Origin of the sequence: Dokdonia sp. Hel_I_63 (assembly GCF_007827285.1) — a bacterium.
In the GTDB taxonomy this organism is placed as follows: domain Bacteria; phylum Bacteroidota; class Bacteroidia; order Flavobacteriales; family Flavobacteriaceae; genus Dokdonia.
Genome location: NZ_VISD01000001.1, coordinates 908,290 through 927,169, shown reverse-complemented (window position 1 = coordinate 927,169; position 18,880 = coordinate 908,290). Strand labels below are relative to the sequence as shown.

General features: G+C 36.5%; 17 protein-coding genes. 11 read left to right on the top strand and 6 right to left on the bottom strand.

Annotation, left to right across the window (positions count from 1 at the left end; translation table 11 throughout):
- Positions 1 to 7: 7 nt before the first annotated feature.
- From JM84_RS04130 to JM84_RS04120, 3 genes are all read right to left on the bottom strand, one after another.
- Positions 8 to 1,279, bottom strand: a complete 1,272-nt coding sequence (locus tag JM84_RS04130; RefSeq protein WP_144782886.1) for an OmpP1/FadL family transporter — start codon at positions 1,277 to 1,279, stop codon at positions 8 to 10.
- A 128-nt stretch (positions 1,280 to 1,407) separates the two neighbouring features.
- A complete protein-coding gene (locus tag JM84_RS04125; RefSeq protein ID WP_144782885.1) occupies positions 1,408 to 2,172 on the bottom strand; it encodes an alpha/beta fold hydrolase in 765 nt (254 codons plus the stop codon).
- A gap of 3 nt (positions 2,173 to 2,175) precedes the next feature.
- Positions 2,176 to 2,889, bottom strand: a complete 714-nt coding sequence (locus JM84_RS04120) for a pyridoxine 5'-phosphate synthase (protein WP_013750322.1) — start codon at positions 2,887 to 2,889, stop codon at positions 2,176 to 2,178.
- A gap of 78 nt (positions 2,890 to 2,967) precedes the next feature.
- Between JM84_RS04120 and JM84_RS04115 the strand changes: the two genes are divergently transcribed.
- From JM84_RS04115 to murI, 8 genes are all read left to right on the top strand, one after another.
- On the top strand, positions 2,968 to 3,624 hold the full coding sequence (locus tag JM84_RS04115) for a CBS domain-containing protein (protein WP_013750323.1): 657 nt from the start codon (positions 2,968 to 2,970) through the stop codon (positions 3,622 to 3,624).
- Between the two features lie 6 nt (positions 3,625 to 3,630).
- Positions 3,631 to 4,515: an NAD kinase gene (locus JM84_RS04110; RefSeq protein ID WP_144782883.1), complete on the top strand. Its 885-nt coding sequence runs from the start codon at positions 3,631 to 3,633 to the stop codon at positions 4,513 to 4,515.
- A gap of 155 nt (positions 4,516 to 4,670) precedes the next feature.
- The gene (locus JM84_RS04105; RefSeq protein ID WP_013750325.1) at positions 4,671 to 5,345 is read left to right on the top strand and encodes a DUF6089 family protein; all 675 of its coding nucleotides are present in this window, start codon (positions 4,671 to 4,673) and stop codon (positions 5,343 to 5,345) included.
- 7 nt (positions 5,346 to 5,352) lie between these two features.
- Entirely contained in the window at positions 5,353 to 6,093 is a 741-nt protein-coding gene (locus tag JM84_RS04100) for an isoprenyl transferase (RefSeq protein WP_013750326.1), read from the top strand.
- Positions 6,026 to 8,698, top strand: coding sequence for an outer membrane protein assembly factor (locus JM84_RS04095; protein WP_144782881.1), 2,673 nt, complete (start codon positions 6,026 to 6,028; stop codon positions 8,696 to 8,698). The genes JM84_RS04100 and JM84_RS04095 overlap by 68 nt, the downstream gene beginning before the upstream one ends.
- Positions 8,699 to 8,735: 37 nt before the next feature.
- A complete protein-coding gene (locus JM84_RS04090) occupies positions 8,736 to 9,743 on the top strand; it encodes an OmpH family outer membrane protein (protein ID WP_144782879.1) in 1,008 nt (335 codons plus the stop codon).
- Between the two features lie 39 nt (positions 9,744 to 9,782).
- The gene (locus JM84_RS04085; RefSeq protein WP_013750329.1) at positions 9,783 to 10,295 is read left to right on the top strand and encodes an OmpH family outer membrane protein; all 513 of its coding nucleotides are present in this window, start codon (positions 9,783 to 9,785) and stop codon (positions 10,293 to 10,295) included.
- An 80-nt stretch (positions 10,296 to 10,375) separates the two neighbouring features.
- The gene (murI, locus tag JM84_RS04080) at positions 10,376 to 11,182 is read left to right on the top strand and encodes a glutamate racemase (protein WP_144782877.1); all 807 of its coding nucleotides are present in this window, start codon (positions 10,376 to 10,378) and stop codon (positions 11,180 to 11,182) included.
- 9 nt (positions 11,183 to 11,191) lie between these two features.
- On the opposite strand, the gene JM84_RS04075 is transcribed toward murI, so the two are convergent.
- Together JM84_RS04075 and JM84_RS04070 are read right to left on the bottom strand one after the other, a co-directional pair.
- Positions 11,192 to 11,926 carry a LytR/AlgR family response regulator transcription factor gene (locus tag JM84_RS04075; protein ID WP_144782875.1) on the bottom strand — a complete coding sequence of 245 codons (735 nt, stop codon included), beginning with the start codon at positions 11,924 to 11,926 and terminating at the stop codon, positions 11,192 to 11,194.
- Positions 11,927 to 11,929: 3 nt separating this feature from the next.
- A complete protein-coding gene (locus JM84_RS04070; protein ID WP_261375698.1) occupies positions 11,930 to 14,128 on the bottom strand; it encodes a histidine kinase in 2,199 nt (732 codons plus the stop codon).
- A gap of 208 nt (positions 14,129 to 14,336) precedes the next feature.
- Between JM84_RS04070 and JM84_RS04065 the strand changes: the two genes are divergently transcribed.
- Both JM84_RS04065 and JM84_RS04060 read left to right on the top strand, forming a co-directional pair.
- On the top strand, positions 14,337 to 15,506 hold the full coding sequence (locus JM84_RS04065; RefSeq protein WP_144782871.1) for a VWA domain-containing protein: 1,170 nt from the start codon (positions 14,337 to 14,339) through the stop codon (positions 15,504 to 15,506).
- A gap of 134 nt (positions 15,507 to 15,640) precedes the next feature.
- Complete coding sequence (locus tag JM84_RS04060; protein WP_013750334.1) at positions 15,641 to 16,522, top strand: flagellar motor protein MotB; 882 nt, start codon at positions 15,641 to 15,643, stop codon at positions 16,520 to 16,522.
- Positions 16,523 to 16,617: 95 nt separating this feature from the next.
- Here the strand turns inward: JM84_RS04060 and JM84_RS04055 are convergent, their stop codons facing one another.
- Positions 16,618 to 17,619: a type IX secretion system membrane protein PorP/SprF gene (locus JM84_RS04055; RefSeq protein ID WP_144782869.1), complete on the bottom strand. Its 1,002-nt coding sequence runs from the start codon at positions 17,617 to 17,619 to the stop codon at positions 16,618 to 16,620.
- A 305-nt stretch (positions 17,620 to 17,924) separates the two neighbouring features.
- On the opposite strand from JM84_RS04055, the gene JM84_RS04050 reads away from it, so the two are divergent.
- Positions 17,925 to 18,827, top strand: coding sequence for a NifU family protein (locus JM84_RS04050; RefSeq protein ID WP_013750336.1), 903 nt, complete (start codon positions 17,925 to 17,927; stop codon positions 18,825 to 18,827).
- The last annotated feature ends 53 nt before the right edge of the window (positions 18,828 to 18,880 follow it).

Here is an 18,880-nt window from a genome sequence, read left to right as displayed (position 1 = left end):
GCTATTTTTATAATTTATAACTAAGACCTAAACCTGGTGCAAATGCACTTGATTTATAAGTTCCTCCAAAAGGAACACGCTCTCCACCTTCTACATAAGAATCGTAAGAAGCATCAATTTCCTTAAATGTTAAGTAAAGGAAAGAAGCGTCAATTGCTAACTTATCTGTTACATTATAAGTAAATCCACCTGTAAATCCGTAAGAATCGTTACGTGGAGTTTCTGGAGCAAAGAAACCATCTTGTACTGGAGACTCATCGAAGTAAGCACCTCCACGAAGAACAAATTTAGAACTCACATCAAACTGAGCACCTATACGGTAACTGGAAGCATTCTTATAATTACGAGGGTTTATAGACTCTAAAGCAAGAGAGCCGTCTGTGTTAAGGAACATAATGTCTAATGCTTCATAAGCATCCCACTCTGCGTAGTTCCAGTCAAAGTTAAGTGTCCACTTATCTGATGGCTTATAAGAAACTCCTACTGTCCACTCAGCTGGTAAAGGTAATGTTGCTGTAAAATCATAAGTTCCATTTGCAATAGGAGCAAGCGGAGAGTTAGGCACATTTGAGAATACTGCATCACCATCTCCTTGCTCTACATCGATATCGATTCTAGACCTGTAGTTAACACCAAATGACCACTGATCATTAGGAGTAATCATAGCTCCTACAGAAAAACCAAAAGCAGTTAGACCTTGAGAATCAATCGTAACATTTGAGCGATTACCATCAATATCTGTAAGGTTACGAGAAAGATTACGATTAAAGTTTACGCCTCCAATAGCTAGGATAGGCCCTCCTCCAATACTTAAGTCTTCAAGTAATTTTACAGAAACTAAAGGCTGCACAAAAATAGCCGAGAGATCAATATTATTAACTAAATGTGATCCAGACCAATCTGTAGGATACTCTACCGTACTTCCGTAAGGGGTATATACAGCTAGACCTACTGCTAGTTTTTCACTCACGTTATAACTTGCATATAAATACAAAGGCGTTCCTGTAGGACTCTCTGTTTGTGAAGTTTGCCCAAACTCAGCGTTCTGGAACTTTACATCAGAGAATACACCAAAACCTCCTACGGCTATATTCAATTTTCCTTCTAGATGAACTAGACCTCCTGGGTTAAAGAATGCAATCTCTGCATTATTAACCATTGCCACACCAGTGTGACCCATCGCTAGACCGCGTTGTCCTTGTAAACTTACACGGTATCCACCGGCATACGTTACAGCACATACGAGTAGTAGCACAACGACACTTAATACTTTTTTCATAATTTAATTTAGGTTAAGGGAAATGTGTTATTCTTAATAATCCTCCCTCAAAAATACAGTATTTATAAGGGATTCATAGTTTTATTACCAATTTACTATGCATACATAGTAAATTTGCTGAAACAATGTTATAAAAAATTTATCACTTCTTTGTAAAAATCTTTAGGATTTTCTGCATGAAGCCAGTGACCAGCGTTTGAAATGGTAGTTAATTGCGCTTTCGCGAAAGCGTTATAAAGACCTTTTTCATCCTCGTTAAGAATATAATTAGACCTATCTCCTCTTAAAAAAAGCACCTCTCCTCCATATGAAACTCTGTCTGGAAGTGCTTTTCCTATTTGTTCTATATTTCCTATAAGCGCTTTGAGGTTCATTCTAAAACCAAGAACGCCCTTTTCTTTCCAATAAAGGTTTTTGAGCAAAAACATTCTCGTACCATCATCTGTAATATATTGCGAAAGAAAATCATCTGCTCCTGAACGACTCGTCATTGCTGGAGCATCATTTGACAAGGCAGTTAGTCCCTCAAGAATGGTCTGATGATGTTGTGGATATTCTTTTACACCTATATCTGCTATGATTAATTTCTTTACCATATTTGGATGTGTAGTAGCATAAAGCATAGCAACCTTACCTCCCATTGAGTGTCCAAGCAAATAGAATTCTTCAAGTCCATTTTCTAAACAATAAGACTTGAGGTCTTCTACCATTAATTCATAGCTAAACTCGTCACTGTGAAAACTACGACCATGATTACGCTGGTCCACAAGGTGAACTTGAAAACCATCTTCTGCAAATTGTTTTGATAGTGTTTTCCAGTTATCACCCATCCCTAGAAAGCCGTGTAATATGACGAGAGGCTCACCTTCCCCTATGATATTAGAATGCAACATGAATTATTGAAGTTTTTTAAGATAAGAAGTTATCACTGTTTCAAAACCTAGATATAAAGACTCTGCCATCAACGCATGACCTATAGAAACCTCTAGCAAATCTGGAATGCTATTATGAAAATATTCGATATTATCTAGTGACAAATCGTGCCCAGCATTAATCCCTATTCCTATATCACTTGCATGAAAAGCGGCAGCGATAAATGGCTTTATAGCTTCTTCCTTATTAAGCACGTAACCATCTGCATAGGACTCCGTATACAACTCGATACGATCTGCACCTGTTTCTTTTGCACCCTCAACCATTTCCAATACTGGATCTACAAAAATTGAGGTTCGGATTCCTGCTTCTTTAAACTCTTGAATTACTTCTTGCAAGAAGCTTTTATGTTTAATGGTATCCCAGCCAGCATTACTCGTAATAGCATCTACAGCATCTGGAACGAGGGTAACTTGTGTAGGCTTAGTCTCGAGAACTAGGTCTATGAACTTCTGGATAGGATTACCTTCTATATTAAACTCTGTAGTAACTACATCTACAAGGTCTCTCGCATCTTGATATCTTATATGGCGCTCATCTGGACGGGGATGAATGGTTATTCCTTGAGCACCCATTTTTTCAAGGTCACTCGCTACTTTTAATAAATCTGGAACATTACCTCCCCTTGCGTTACGTAATGTAGCAACCTTATTTATGTTTACACTTAATTTTGTCATAGCAATATGGTATTATTTGATATCACAAAAATACAAAGAGACCGCTGCTAGGCGGTTATTTTTTCATTATTTTGCAGTATGACGTTAACAGATTTCATTATAAATGATATTTCTCCAGTTTCTGAAAAGCAGAATATAGGTGAAGTGCAGTCTATTTTTAGTCAAACTACTTACTCTCATGTTCCTATAGAACGAGAAGGTGTTTATGTAGGATCACTACCTGAAAATGACACACATTGTCTAGATGCAGATACTCCCATAAGTGAATATAGCCACGGATATGAGCAATTTTTTGTGCGTTATGACACAAACTGGCTAGACGTACTTGAGACTTTTGCACAACATGGTTCTAACATGATGCCAGTGCTAGACGAGAAAAACACATATTTAGGCTACTATGAGTTAGAAGATGTAATGAGCTTCTTTAACAGCACTCCTTTTATAAGTGAGCCAGGAAGCGTGGTAGTAATAGAAAAAGGCATCCAAGATTACTCTTTTAGTGAAATAAGTCAGATTGTAGAGTCTAATGATGGCAAAATCTGGGGAATGTTTATCTCTAGAATAGAAAATGACGTTGCCGAAATTTCGATAAAAATTGGTAGATCAAATTTTAATGACATTCTCGCAGCCTTTAGAAGGTATAGCTATAATGTGGTGTCTAGTCACCAAGAAGATACCTTCCTGACAGACTTAAGAGAGCGCTCTCAGTACCTAGAAAAATACCTTAATATCTAATAGATTATGAAAATTGGTATTTACGGTCAGTTTTATCATAAAGAAGCGGGACAATACATTCAGCAACTTCTTGATATTCTTGACAAAAAGCAAGTAGAAGTTATTATAGAAAAAAACTTCCTTAAACTCATACATGAGAATGACGCTATTGAAAGAGACTACAATCATTTTTCTACGTTTAAGGAGTTAGACAACAGTTACAATCTTTTTGTGAGCATAGGTGGTGATGGAACCATACTTAAGACAGTTACCTACGTAAGAGACCTTAACATCCCAATAGTAGGTATTAACACTGGGCGATTAGGTTTTCTAGCAACCATCAAGAGAAATGACATTGAAGCTTCTATTGATAAGATATTAACTGGAAAATATAGCATCTCTAAAAGGAGTTTGCTGCAAATCACTACAAGTAAACTCTCAGAAGAAATAGGGGAACTTAACTTTGCACTTAACGAGATTGCGGTGAGTAGAAAAAACACTACTTCTATGATCTCGGTAAAGACTAAGCTTGATGGTGAAGACTTAACAAATTATTGGGCAGATGGACTTATTGTTGCAACTCCTACAGGCTCTACTGGATACTCGCTTAGCTGTGGAGGCCCAGTAATCACTCCGCATACCTCTAGTCTTATACTCACACCTATCGCTCCGCATAACTTAAATGCAAGACCACTAGTGATCCCAGATAACACGGTAATAGAGCTTAGCGTTTCTGGAAGAGAAGAACAACATTTGATTTCGCTTGATTCCCGCATAGCTACACTAGATAATGAGACCATTATCACTTTGGAAAAGGCGCCATTTGAAATAAGCCTCATACGATTGGAAGGAGATAGTTTTTTAAAAACACTTCGTCGCAAACTCCTTTGGGGAGAAGATAAAAGAAACTAAACAATATTTATGCGTTTAATGTGTTTTCTGTAAGGGCAACTAGTACGTATTTAATTACGCTTTCGCGAAAGCGTAAACTAACCGACAACATCTTAGCAACCCCTAATTGCTAGTACCAACACAGAATTGTTATATTTGCAAACTTTTAACGCTATATGAAGTACTTGACGATTATTTTGATCGCCATTTTTTGGAATACTAAAACACAAGCTCAGACTTATGAAATAGGAGGGTTTTTAGGAGGATCTAATGTTGTAAGTGACATAGGGTCTACTAGCTACTTTTCTCCAAATAAGCCTGTTTTTGGCGCTATTTTTAAGTGGAATAGAAGCTCCAGACATTCATTTAGATTTACAGCACTGTTCACAGAGTTGGAAGGAAGTGACGAAGATAGCCATGAGGCTAGGAGACAGAGCAGAGGATTATCCTTTACTAATAGTCTTCAGGAGGTTTCATTAGGCTTAGAATATACCTTTTGGGAATTTGACATGTTTAAAGATCGTAACGCAAACGCGCCATATTTATATACTGGTCTTACAGTCTTTAATCAAGAAAATATTTCAAATATAAATGGTGTTACAGCGAGTGGAAACGCGCTAGACGTTGCAATTCCAATAGTATTAGGTTATAAAGTAGCAGTAAATAGTAAGATGGTCATAGCTCTGGAAGGTGGTGCACGTTATACATTTACAGATAATATAGATGGCAGCGATCCTGCGGGAGAAGATGCGCTAAGTTTAGGAAATAAAAATAATAATGATTGGTATGTATTCACGGGATTAACCGTGAGTTTTACCTTTGGCCGTAGACCTTGTTACTGCGGATTTTAATAATATAATGGACGTACTTGCCCAGATTAATAAAGAAAAGTTACCCCAGCACATTGCCATTATTATGGATGGTAATGGTAGGTGGGCAAAAAAACAAGGCCTTCTTAGAGCTGTAGGTCACAAGAAAGGGTCTAAAGCAGTAAGAGAAGCGGTAGAAGCGGCAGCCGAACTTGGTGTACCTTACCTAACCCTTTATGCTTTTTCTACAGAAAATTGGAATCGCCCTAAGGCAGAAGTAGACACGCTCATGAATCTTCTTGTATCTTCTTTAAAGAAAGAAATTTCTACTTTACAAGACAACGATGTTTCCCTCAACACTATTGGTAATACGAGCTCTTTACCTAAAAAAGCGCAAAGAGAACTCAACGAGGTTATAGAAAAAACGAAGAACAACAAAAGGCTTAAGCTCACACTTGCATTAAGTTACGGAAGCAGAGAAGAACTAATAAAAACTGTCAAAGAAATAAGCGATAAAGTTAAAAATAACCTAATTTCGCCAGCTGAAATAGATGAATCTTGTATAAATGAGCATCTTTACACCCATGATATGCCGGATGTAGATTTGTTAATTCGTACGAGTGGAGAGCAACGAATTAGTAATTTTTTGTTGTGGCAGATAGCCTATGCTGAGTTTTATTTTACAGAAATATTGTGGCCAGATTTTAGAAAGGAACATTTACATGACGCTATTTACAATTATCAGAAAAGAGAACGAAGATTTGGAAAGACAAGTGAACAAATTAAATAGTGCGTCTACTTTTTCAAAAGTGACAGGCAAATGGATGATTTTTTTAGCCCTTTTGAGCTTCACTTTTGCACAAGCGCAAAGAGAATTACCGCTAGATCCTGAAGTTAAATATGAAATTGCAGACATCAAAGTAAGTGGCGTATCCACTTATAATGAGAATACCGTAATTGCATTTACAGGATTACGTGTAGGAGAACAGATATTTCTACCTGGACAAAAGATTACAGACGTAATCAAAAAACTATGGTCGCTAGAACTTTTTTCAGATATTAATCTATATGTTACTGATATAAATGGAAATAAAGTAGACTTACAGCTAGACATCAAAGAAGTCCCAGAGCTTAATGAAGTAAGATTTAAAGGAATTAAGCAGAAAAAAGGGGCTAATTTTATTAAGGACAACGGACTTAATAAAGGGGCTAAGGTTACAGAAAATCTAGAAACTACAGCTAAAAATTACATTGAGAATACTTACAAGAAAAAAGGATATCTTAACTCTAAGGTTTTTATCAATACTGTTCCGACTGCAGATAGTATAGGTACAAATAAAGTCAACATGACTGTAAATATTGATAAAGGTGAGCGCGTAAAAATAGCCGACATCAATATCACAGGGCGCGAGAAGTTAAAAAGAGGAACTCTTTTAGGTTCTATGAAAAACACCAAAGAGAAAAAAATCTGGCGTGTATGGAAACGATCAAAATTTATCAAAGCAGATTACGAAGAAGATAAAGTTGCTCTTATAAATAAATATAAAGAAAAAGGGTACCGTGATGCACGTGTAATATCTGATACCATTATTAAAAATAATGACAAAAGTATTACTCTTGAAATTAATGTAGAGGAAGGTAATAGATATTACATAGGTGATATCGACTTTATAGGAAACTCTGTGTATACAGATGACCAATTAAGCCGCCAACTAGGACTATTTAAAGGAGATGTGTACAATGGAGTTCTGCTAAAAGAACGTATACAAGATGATACAGATCCAGATTCAGACAACATTGCAAATCTTTACCAAAATAGTGGTTATCTCTTCTCTAATATTAATGCAGTAGAGACAAGTGTCCAAAATGACACTATTGATTTTGAAGTACGTATTTCAGAAGGAAAACTCGCCTATTTTAACAAGGTAACTGTAAAAGGTAACGATAAAACTAAGGATAAAGTAATTTATAGAGAATTACTTACAAAGCCTGGGCAACGTTATAGTAAAGATGCAGTAGTAAGAACAATTAGAGAGCTCGGACAATTAGGATTTTTTGACGCACAACAACTCACTCCTAATTTTGATAATTTTGACGCTGTAGCTGGTACAGTAGATTTAGAGTACAATGTAGTAGAACAAGGTGCCAGCCAGATAGAACTTCAAGGAGGTTTTGGCGGTGGTGGTTTTGTAGGAACACTTGGACTTTCTTTCAATAACTTCTCTATTCAAAACATATTTAATAAGGATGCATATCAGCCTCTTCCTATGGGAGATGGTCAGAAATTCTCTTTAAGAGCACAAGCAAGTCAGTTTTTTCAGACATATAGTGCTTCACTTACAGATCCATGGTTCGGAGGGAAACAACCAGTGCAATTTTCAACCTCTTTTTCACATACGATACAGTATCTATTTACAGGAATTAATAGTGGTAATGCTAGCGATCGTGTTGATAGAGACAGAAAGTTTTTAATTACAGGTGGTTCGATAGGGCTTTCAAAACGTCTTTCTTGGCCAGATAGGAACTTTTTCCTTTCGCATGCTATAAGTTTCCAGCACTTTGATTTACAAAACTATAACACTGGCCTTTTTACCTTTGGTAATGGATCATCAGAAAACTTAGCATATACTGTAGGTTTAAGTCGTCAGGAAGTTTTTGGTGGACGTATTTTCCCAACTGGTGGATCAGAAATAAGTTTTACAGCAAAACTTACACTACCGTACTCTGCTTGGAACGGCACAGACTACAAACAACTTGCTGCAGATCGCGAGGTAGCTGTGGAGAATCAAGATAGTGACGAGATAGGCCGTATTGACCAAGAGCGTTTTAATTGGCTAGAATATTATAAAGTGAAATTTGATGGTAAATGGTATACTCCGATAGTCGGCAAATTTGTCCTACAAACGGGAATTGAATTTGGATGGCTTGGAGCTTATAATCAAGATAGAGGCGTACCTCCATTTGAGCGTTTCTTCTTAGGAGGAGATGGACTAGGTGGTTTCTCACTAGATGGTAGAGAGATAGTGAGACTAAGAGGTTATCCTAATCAAGCAGTGACTCCTATAGATAGAGGAGCCGCACTTTCTAGTACGAATCAAGCTAACGATGGTGCAACTATTTATAATAAATTCAGTTTAGAACTACGCTACCCTATTTCATTTAATCCTCAAGCCACTATTTACGCATTAACTTTTGCAGAGGCCGGATCATCTTATGACAATTTTAGAGACTATAACCCGTTTCAATTGAGTAGATCTGCTGGGGCAGGAATTCGTATATTTATGCCAGCCTTTGGTTTATTAGGATTGGATTTTGGATATGGATTCGACCCAATTCCGGGTACTGTAGGAGCAAATGGATGGGAAACACACTTCATTATTGGTCAGCAGTTCTAATTTTTGGCACGATTATTTCTAATGCAATTCTGAAATTATGAAGACACCTGTTTTTCTTTTACTAATCGCAACAATGTTGCTATCTACTTCACTAGGAGCTCAAAGAGCTAGTGGCGTACGTATAGGATACATTGATATGGATTACATACTTGAAAATGTTCCTGAATACCAAGAAGCATCTACACAATTAGATGATAAAGTTGGAAAATGGAAAGGTGAGATTGAAACTAGACTTGAAGAAGTTGCTGCAATGAAAAAGCAACTGGATAATGAAAGAGCGTTACTCACAAAAGAACTTATTGAGGAACGCGATGAAGAAATTACTTTTGAAAGAGATCAAATACTAGAATATCAACAGAAACGTTTTGGACCAGGTGGAGATTTAGCTATCCAAAGAAGACAGCTTGTTGAGCCAGTACAAGACCAAGTATTTAACGCTGTACAAGAAATATCTGCAGCAAAAAAGTTTGACCTTGTCTTTGATAAATCATCAGACTTAATGATGTTATATACTGCAGACAGATTAAACATAAGCGACCAAGTCCTTAGAAGTATTACTAGAGCTGCAAAACGTAATCAAATCAACAGTAAGAAAGATGAAAGAGATTTTGATATCGATGAGGCAAAAACGGTTGAGCAAGATAAAGCTAGTCAAGATAGACAACGAGCAATAGATGCAAAAACTGCCGAACGTGAAGCTGCACTTGAAGCTCGCAATAAAGATAGAGAAACGCAAAAGGCAGAACGTCAAGCGGCTTTTCAAGAGAGAAGAAGATTATTACTTGAAGAACGCCAGCGCAAGAAAGATTCTATACAAGCTGTACGTGAAGCAAAAACCACAACCTCTAGCGGAAGAGGCACGCCAACATTAGGCACAGATCCTGCAAATGCTAAAGCAGCCAAAGAAGCTGCAATTGCAGATAGAAAAAGAAAAAAAGATTCTATTATTGCTGTAAGAAAAGCAAAGAGAGATTCAATTTTAGAAGCAAGAAAAAAGAAAACTACACCTCCAGCACAAAATGGGAACAACGGAGACGGCAGATAACCCTTATTAATTATTACACTTAACTCAAATTAGATTAAAATGAAACAGTTTACAAAAGTATTAGCAGCAATTGCACTTATCGTAGGAATGAGTAGCGCTATGCAAGCACAAAGCAAAGTTGCACACATTAACTCACAGTCTCTTGTAGAAGCTATGCCTACTTATAAGAACGCAATGTCTGAGCTAGAAAAGCTACAGAAATCATATGATACAGAAATTTCTGCTATGGGTGCAGAGCTTCAAAAGACGTATGAGCGTTATAACCGTGAGGCAGAAACTCAAACTGATGAGGAAAATGGAAGACGCATGCAGGAAGTTCAAGAAACTCGTACTAACATTGCAAAGTACCAACAAACGGCATTACAAACACTTCAAACTAAAGAGCAAGAACTCATCAAGCCTATCATTGAAAAAGCAAGAGTAGCTATTCAAAAAGTTGCAAGAGCAAAAGGATATGACTTCGTACTTGATTCTACACCTGGAGCTGGAGGAGTTATCATGGCAGATGGTTATGATTTAATGCCAGATGCAAAAGCTTCTTTAGGAATATAATTTTAAAATATTCTTTCGCTTAAGCGAAAACAAATATTGAAAACTGCCCTTTTTAAAGGGCAGTTTTTTATTTTAGATACATGCAACACAAAGGTAACATTGGACTTTTTGATAGTGGTATAGGCGGCACTTCCATCTGGAAAGAAGTAGTCACACACCTACCGTATGAAAACACCATATACCTTGCCGATAGTAAGCATGCTCCTTACGGTGCAAAATCAAAAGAGGAAATAATTGCGCTATCTGTAAAAAACACAGAAAAGCTTATACAACTAGGCGCAAAAATTATTGTTGTTGCTTGCAATACCGCAACCACTAACGCCATTGACTACCTCAGGAAAAATTATGACATCCCATTTATAGGTATTGAACCAGCTATCAAGCCTGCGGCACTCAATTCTAAAAATAAGACCATTGGTATTCTAGCGACCAAAGGAACGCTAAACAGCACTCTATTTCAAGATACTTCAGAAAAATGGACACAGGGAACTAAAGTTATAGAAGTTATAGGAGAAGGCCTCGTACCGCTTATTGAGAGGGGAGATCTTGAGAGTTCCGTTTTAAAAGAACTTCTTAAGTCATATGTAGCTCCTATGATTACCCAAGAAATAGATTATCTCGTTTTAGGATGTAGTCATTACCCATACCTCATCCCACTTCTAACTGAATTATTACCTGAAGAAGTTACTATCATAGATTCTGGACTAGCCGTTGCTCGCCAGACTAAGTCTGTTCTTACAGAAATAAAAGCCTTGAATACTGCAACGACTGGAAATCATCAATTATTTACAAATGGGGATCCCAGTATTTTAGAAAAAGTATTAGTACGCTTTCGCGAAAGCGTAACACCTCCACTTGATATCACTATCAAGAAACTTGATTTTTAGTCGCATTCATTATTGAAAATACGTGAGTAAGTTTGCTTTTTGACTAGCAGAAACCATCACTTCTTTCCCGCTACTTAATACGACGCTTCCTCCTTTACCCTTTTTATAGGCAGTGATTTCATTTACATTCACTAAATATGATTTATGAACACGTGCAAATCCAAAATCTGTAAGCGCATCTTGAAAAAACTTTAGTGTTTTACTTACCAATTTCTTCTCGTCATTTTTCAGGAAAATCTCTGTGTAGTTATCATCTGCTTTGCAATATAAAATATCTTGTGCAGATAGTACTTCAAAACCATCTTGTACTGGAATAGTGATTTTACCTTGCTTGTCAATGGTATGTGCAGTGAGTACTTTATTATCTAAAGCATTTTCCTTAGTCTTGACCTCACATACATAATCTACCGCTTTAATGAGTTCATCTATAGAAACTGGCTTTAGCAAATAGTAAGATGCGTGCGTATTAAGCGCATCCAAGGCATACTGATTATATGCCGTTACAAAAACCGTCTCAAAACTACGGTCACCTACCTGCTCTAGCAAATCAAAGGCGTTGCCCTTAGGCATTTCTACATCTAGAAATACCAAATCAAGTTCATGGTTTCTTATCAATATCAACGCTTCATCAACATTTCCTGCCTCACCTACAATGTCAACTTTAGGGCAGTACTTAGTGAGATAGTTACGTAAGATCTCTCTACTAGTCTCTTCATCTTCTACTATAATGGTTTTGAGCTTCATGTATTATACTTTTTTAAGCGTGAGCGCCACTTTTGTTCCTTCTCCTGAATCAAATACATCAGAGACAGTAACAGCGATACGATCACCGTGCATCTCATTGAGAATGGCAATTCGCTTTTTAATATTTCCCATCCCCTTAGATTTTTGTTTCTTTTGGTTCTCAGTCTTTAATGCTTTACTACGTGTACGTCCTACTCCATCATCTGAGACGGTTATCATTGCCGTATTTTCATCCTTTTGATCAAAACTAATGCGCAGCATACCTTTCTCTTCTTTGTAACGCATTCCATGCCACACGGCGTTTTCTACATAAGGCTGCAATAACATAGGCGGAATCATAAAAGAGCTTACATCTAGCGCTTCATCTACCTCTATCTCATAATCAAAACGATCTTTAAATCTAAAATGCTCTAGCATCGTGTACCTCTTGATAAGATCTATCTCGCTAGATAGCGGTATAAAATCTTCCTCACTATTCTCTAGCACGGCTCTCATGAGAATAGAAAAATCTGAAAGATATTTATTTGCCGTACGCTCATCATTAGTAGCTATAAAACTATTAACCGAATTCAATGCATTAAAAATAAAATGCGGATTCATTTGTGATCGCAAACTTTTAAGAGCCAGGAGGTTATTTGCATATTGCTGCTTCTTACTACTTCTATACATAGAAAATGCCGTAAGTAGCAATAATGCTGTAACAAGTATGAGAGATCCAATAATTACTTTTTGCCTGGTATCTCTAGCCTCTACAAGTTCTTGTTCTTGGAAAGCAAGCTGATATCGATTTTCATTAAGCTGTCTGTCTTTTTCAAGACTAATAATTCTATTCTGCTTTTCGGTAATGTCCTTTGCAAAGCGTGTGGCTTGAGAGATTTCTTGCTCCTTGCGACTATAACTAAGGTCTACAATATTTTTATATGCCTCATAAGCTTCCTTTGCTTTATCGATATCGCCCTTATCACGATATACTTCAGAGAGTCTGCGTCTTGCATTTTTCTCGACTACAATGTCTTCCTTATCACGTGCTTCTTCTATACTCTTCTCTAAAAAAGGAATAGACTCTTCATATTTATTTTGTGCGGCCAGTGCAAATCCTATCTTATAGTTTTGCTTTTGGACAGTGATCACATCATCATTAGCTATAGAATCTGGTGCCACAAGATTAATATCTTCTATAGCAGATTTACGCAATTCAATCTCTGCATCATAAGATTTATTCCTACTATAATAATCTGCTACTTTTGTCTTTGCTCTTACAGCAGACTCTGTTTTTTCGATATTAGATAACTCGGCAGCCTTAGAGTAATTTAAAGCAGCTGCTTGAGGTGCACCTTGTTGATCATAAGCATCTCCTATTTTTGTATTAAGCCTTGCTGCGTCTGATGGCTTTTGAAGTTGGGTGACTTTCTTCTCCACTTCTTCATAATTTGTAATAGAAGTTACATAGTCTCCAGTTGCAACATAAGCATCACCTAGTCCTTCCTTTACAGTTATTTGTTGTGTTGCAGTAAGATTCATCTCTGCAAGCCTGGTGTATAATCTTATACATTCCTGATAGTTCTTATTATTGTAATATGCCTGAGCAAGCGCAATTTCTACTGCAACACTTGCCTCATTTTTAATGCTCAACTTATAATTAGTCACCGCAAGATCGTACTGCTTCCAGTGACTATAAATATCTCCCAGTAATTTAAAACTTTTAGCTCGTTCACTTGTTGAAATGGTGGGGACAGAAAGTGCTTGTGCAACTTTATCAACCCCAGCAGCAGCATTTTTTTTATAAATCTGCCTTGCTTGATTAATGAGGGAGTTAAAAGTAATAGGTGGCGCTTGAAGATCTGAAACCTCCTCAAACTCCACTATTTTTTCTATAGGTCGCACCTCTAATTTTATGCGTTGTTGATCCTTTATCGTATAAAATACCGTCTCAAAATCTTCACTACGTATTACAAGCTCATCACCTACTTTGGCGGCTATTCTAAATTCACCATCACTCCCTGAGGTGGTGTAGGCCCCACCAGTTACCTCTACATTTGCCTTGGCAACAGGCTTCATATACTCAGTATCAAGTATACTTCCCTTCAATGTAAAAACTCTATTAGTGCTCCTACTAACCGCCTCACGTTCTTGTTGTGCAAAAGCTGTGTACGATCCTAATAAAAGAATAAGTATAAATAATATGTTATTTCTAGTTTTCATTGTATTCAAACTTACTCTAAAAAAATAGCATCTTAAAATCATAAAAGAAGCAAACACGCCTATTTTCATGCTTTTACGTACAAAAACGTTCCTTTTACTAATCATCTAAAGTCGTTTACTCATTCATACGTCCTATTCCCTCATTCTACCTAAAATTTGACTTTTCATAATGATAATTTTAAACTCTATTCATCATAAAAATCAGCAAATGAAAACTCTTTTTATCCTAGCAATTACACTAGCTATGCACAATGGACTACTCGCAACAAACTTACATGGGGTTGAGTACGCTTTCGCGAAAGCGGAAAAAAATCATATCCCATCATTTACAAAAGATCCCGTTCAAAATACCATTAAAGTAGCTCTACTTTTAGATACTTCTAATAGTATGGATGGTCTTATAGATCAAGCACGAGCACAATTGTGGGAGCTAGTCAACGAACTAGCAGAAGCTAAGTGTGGAAATGAAAGCCGTCCAGACCTTAAAATTGCACTTTATGAATATGGAAATGACAGGCTTAATGCTAGAGAAGGATATATACGTATGGTAAGTTCCTTTAGTACAGATCTTGATGAAATTTCTAAAAACCTCTTTTCTCTCACAACAAATGGAGGTAACGAGTACTGCGGTAATGTGATTGAAAATTCGCTTAACCAACTAGAGTGGGGTAAAAATAAAAATGACCTCAACCTTATTTTTATAGCAGGTAATGAGCCTTTTGATCAAGGCCCAGTGCGTTACCAAGATGCTTCCAGCAATGCCTGCGGAAAGGATGTCACTATAAACACAATTTTTTGTGGTGATTATAATGAAGGGCTCAACACAAATTGGAAAGATGGCGCATCACTTACTCAAGGAGATTACATAGCAATAAATAGTGATCGCGCTACTGTACACGTACCATCACCATATGACGATAAGATCTTACAAAAGAATGAAGAGCTTAACAAAACCTATGTAGGATATGGAAATCTCGCCTCATCTAAGCTCGCTCTGCAAAGTAGTCAAGACAGCAATGCACAATCTTATGGTAATGCAAATGCTGTAAAAAGAGCAGTAAGTAAAAGCTCTAGACTATATAAAAATACTAGCTGGGACCTTGTAGATGCGATGGAAGAAAATGAAGCTGTGGTAGTAGAACTTAAAGAAACTAGCCTACCTAAAGAACTCAAAGGAAAAACCGAAAAAGAAATAAGAAAGTATGTCTATGAGAAAAAGAAACAGCGAACAAGAATACAAGGGGAAATTGCCAAGCTCAACATTAAACGTAAAGAATTTCTTGAATCTAAAACCAATACTAAAGATAATGAATTGCGCAATGCACTAGTAGACGCTATAAAAAAGCAAGGTCATGCAAAAAACTATAGCTGGGAATAATCAACACAAAACACTCATTATAAACACTTTGCATGACACAGCATCTGCAAGGTGTTTGACTTTGTGATATTCTTAACGTCTACATAAAAACCTCTCACCGTATAACTAAGAAGTAAACACTAAACTAAACACTTATGATTATTTCAAGAGTTACAAAGAATACCCTACTTATTGCAATGACCGCTGGAGCACTTACCTCTTGCGTTTCTAAAAAGAAATACACTCAACTTCAATCTGAGTATGACACTACAAAAGTTACTTTGACTAAAACTAAAGTAGAAAAAGAGGAAATAGAAGCAAAATATGCAGCTATAGAGCAACGTGTAGATGATTACAATACTAAAATCAATTCTCTACGTGACACTAACGTAGATTTGCAAGCTTCTAACGATGCTAAATTTGAAATTACTACGAATGGTACTGTAATGTCAGAAAACACAAAGCAGAAGTTAAGAGCAGCACTCGCAAATGTAGATCCTAGTGAACTAGCACAAGCACAAACTCTAGAGGACTCTATGAATCTTGCAGTTTCTCATAAACTTAAACGTAACCTTAATAAAGATATTTACGGCGCCAATGCACTTGATGATATTAACATTGACATAGATGATACTGTAGTACAGATTTCTATTTCAGATAAAATGCTATTCCGCTCTGGGAGTTATAGAGTAAGCAAGGAAGCAGATGCTCTTTTGAGACGTATTGCTGCCGTTGTAAATTCCGAACCAGCTGTAGAAGTAATGGTAGAAGGTCACACAGATAGCCGTACTGTAAAGAAAGGTTCATACCTCAAAGACAACTGGGATTTAAGTGTACAGCGCGCTACAGCAATCGTACGTGAGCTGCAAACTAAGCACAATGTAGATCCATCAAAACTAATTGCTTCTGGACGTAGTAGCTATGTTCCTTTAGTAGAAAATGATAGTAAAGAGAATATGTCAAGAAATAGAAGAACGAGAATTTTAATTCTTCCTAACCTTGATAAATTTCTAGCACTAATGGCTTCAAATGAATAAGAGCTATATTCCTTTACAGTTAGCAAACTAAAAAATCCCCCGCCATAACTGGCGAGGGATTTTTTACATTTTAAACTAGATTATTTAACCGAATGCTAGTTGATAGCTGGACAGTTACAATCATAAGGCTCTTTATTTTTACCAAGGTTGATACCAAGTGTGATCTGATGAAAACCACCATTAGTAAGCACTACTGAGTTACTTTGATATGAATATGTATAGCCTAACATAAAACGATCATACATACCTCCTACAAAAGGTGTTACATATTGAAGTTTTTGAGTATCTACAGATTCACCATTAGTAGTAAATTCTGCTCCGTCAAAACTTCTTCTATAAGAAAGTCCTCCCCATAATCTACCCCAGTCTGTTTTATAATATGCCTTACCGTTTACATCTAAAGTAGCTTCTCCTGTACTATCTGTTGCCTGAAACATCACTGATGGTTCAAAACTCCATTCAGAATAATTAGGAGAAATCGTATATGCCATAGATAGTAGATAACGACGTTGGTTATTTGGCTCAAAATCCTCACTAAAGATATCACGCTTCACAGGGATTGCATTCTTAACGGTAAAGTGCGTTGAGAAATTTAAAAAATTGTAAGACATTCCAAAGTCTATATTCAAGTAAGAATCACTCTGCTCTATACCAGCTATAATAGGATCAAAATCTGTAAGATCAAAGCTAGTTTCATCAAGCTTACCTTGAATAATTCCTGCACTTATCCCAAAAGAAAGCTGATTTAAATCTACATAGTTACGTCCTAACATTAAGTGATATGCAAACGTAGCATACACCCCTTGTTGAGAAAAATAGCCATTACTATCATTAAATAGAACACCGCCTACCCCTATATTATCTCCTACTCGACCATTTAAACTTACTGTTTGAAGTGCTGGAGCGTCATCTACACCTGCCCATTGTGATCTAGCGGTCCCTCTTAACTTAGTAGTTTGAGAAGCTCCAGCCATTGATGGATGAAGTAAATATAAATTATCTTGTAAATAATCAAGATATACTGGAATACCTTCTTGCGCCATCGCAAACTGTGCAAAAAACAATGCTATTAGAAAGTAGGATTTCTTTAAACTCATGGACTTTTCTTTTTCTATACGGCTACAAATCGAAGGAATAATGCCTCGTACGACTGTATACTTTTAACTTGAGTAAAATCTATAAAAGACAATACTTCCATAGCTCTCAAATATAGGACTTTTTACAATACCTCACGCCATATAACTCCCCAACTACGACACACATACCCTCAAAAATGGCTATTATTTATTAGTGAATGAACTATATCATGAAGTACACAAAGCATAAATATTCATAAAGCCATTACCTATACTTTATATACCAAGTACGCTCCATCTTCCATACCTTTGTAAAAAAATTATCAATGTCAACATATAGTATATCTGTAGAAGGAACTTCTAACCCTGCTATTAAAAAATTTCAGGCAGATCAGTTTCTAGTTAATCATAACAGCTACGAATTTAAAAATATAGATGAAGCTGCAAATTCGCCGCTTGCTCAACAGTTATTTTATCTTCCATTTGTAAAGACAGTATATATCACTCAAAACTTTGTTGCTATAGAAAAGTACAACATTGTAGAGTGGATAGATGTACAACAAGAAGTTGCAAATCAAATAGAAGACTATCTTAATGACAATGGACTTGTTATCATAGAAGATGTTGCTGCAAAGAAAATACCGGTAACAGTTTATGCAGAGTCTACACCTAACCCATCAACGCTTAAATTTGTTGCAAATAAAAAGCTTGTAACTACAGCTTTTGAGTTTAAAAGTATAGATGACACTGCAAATGCTCCTATGGCAAAGGCTTTGTTCCACCTTCCTTATGTAAAGGAGGTTTTCTTTGATGAAAACTATATTTCTGTTCAAAAATATGATGTTGCAGAGTGGGATGAAGTTGTTACTGAAACTAGAGAGTTTATACGTGATTACATTCAGGATGGTAAAGAAATTGTAACAGCAGCTCAACTTAAAACACCACAGCAAGCAGAAGCAATAGCCGAAGAAAAGTTTGAGACTTTAGACGATATTTCTAAGGAAATAGTAAATATTATTGAAGAGTATGTAAAACCAGCAGTTGCAAGTGATGGTGGTAATATTATGTTCAAAAACTATGATCCAAAAACACAGAACGTCTCTGTGATACTTCAAGGAGCTTGTAGTGGATGTCCTTCTAGTACATTCACACTTAAAAATGGTATAGAAAACATGCTTAAGCAAATGTTACCTGGAAAAATAAATATGGTAGAAGCTATAAACGGCTAACCGTCTTCCATTATATTAAATAAAAATGCCCTTTACAACATTAATGTAAAGGG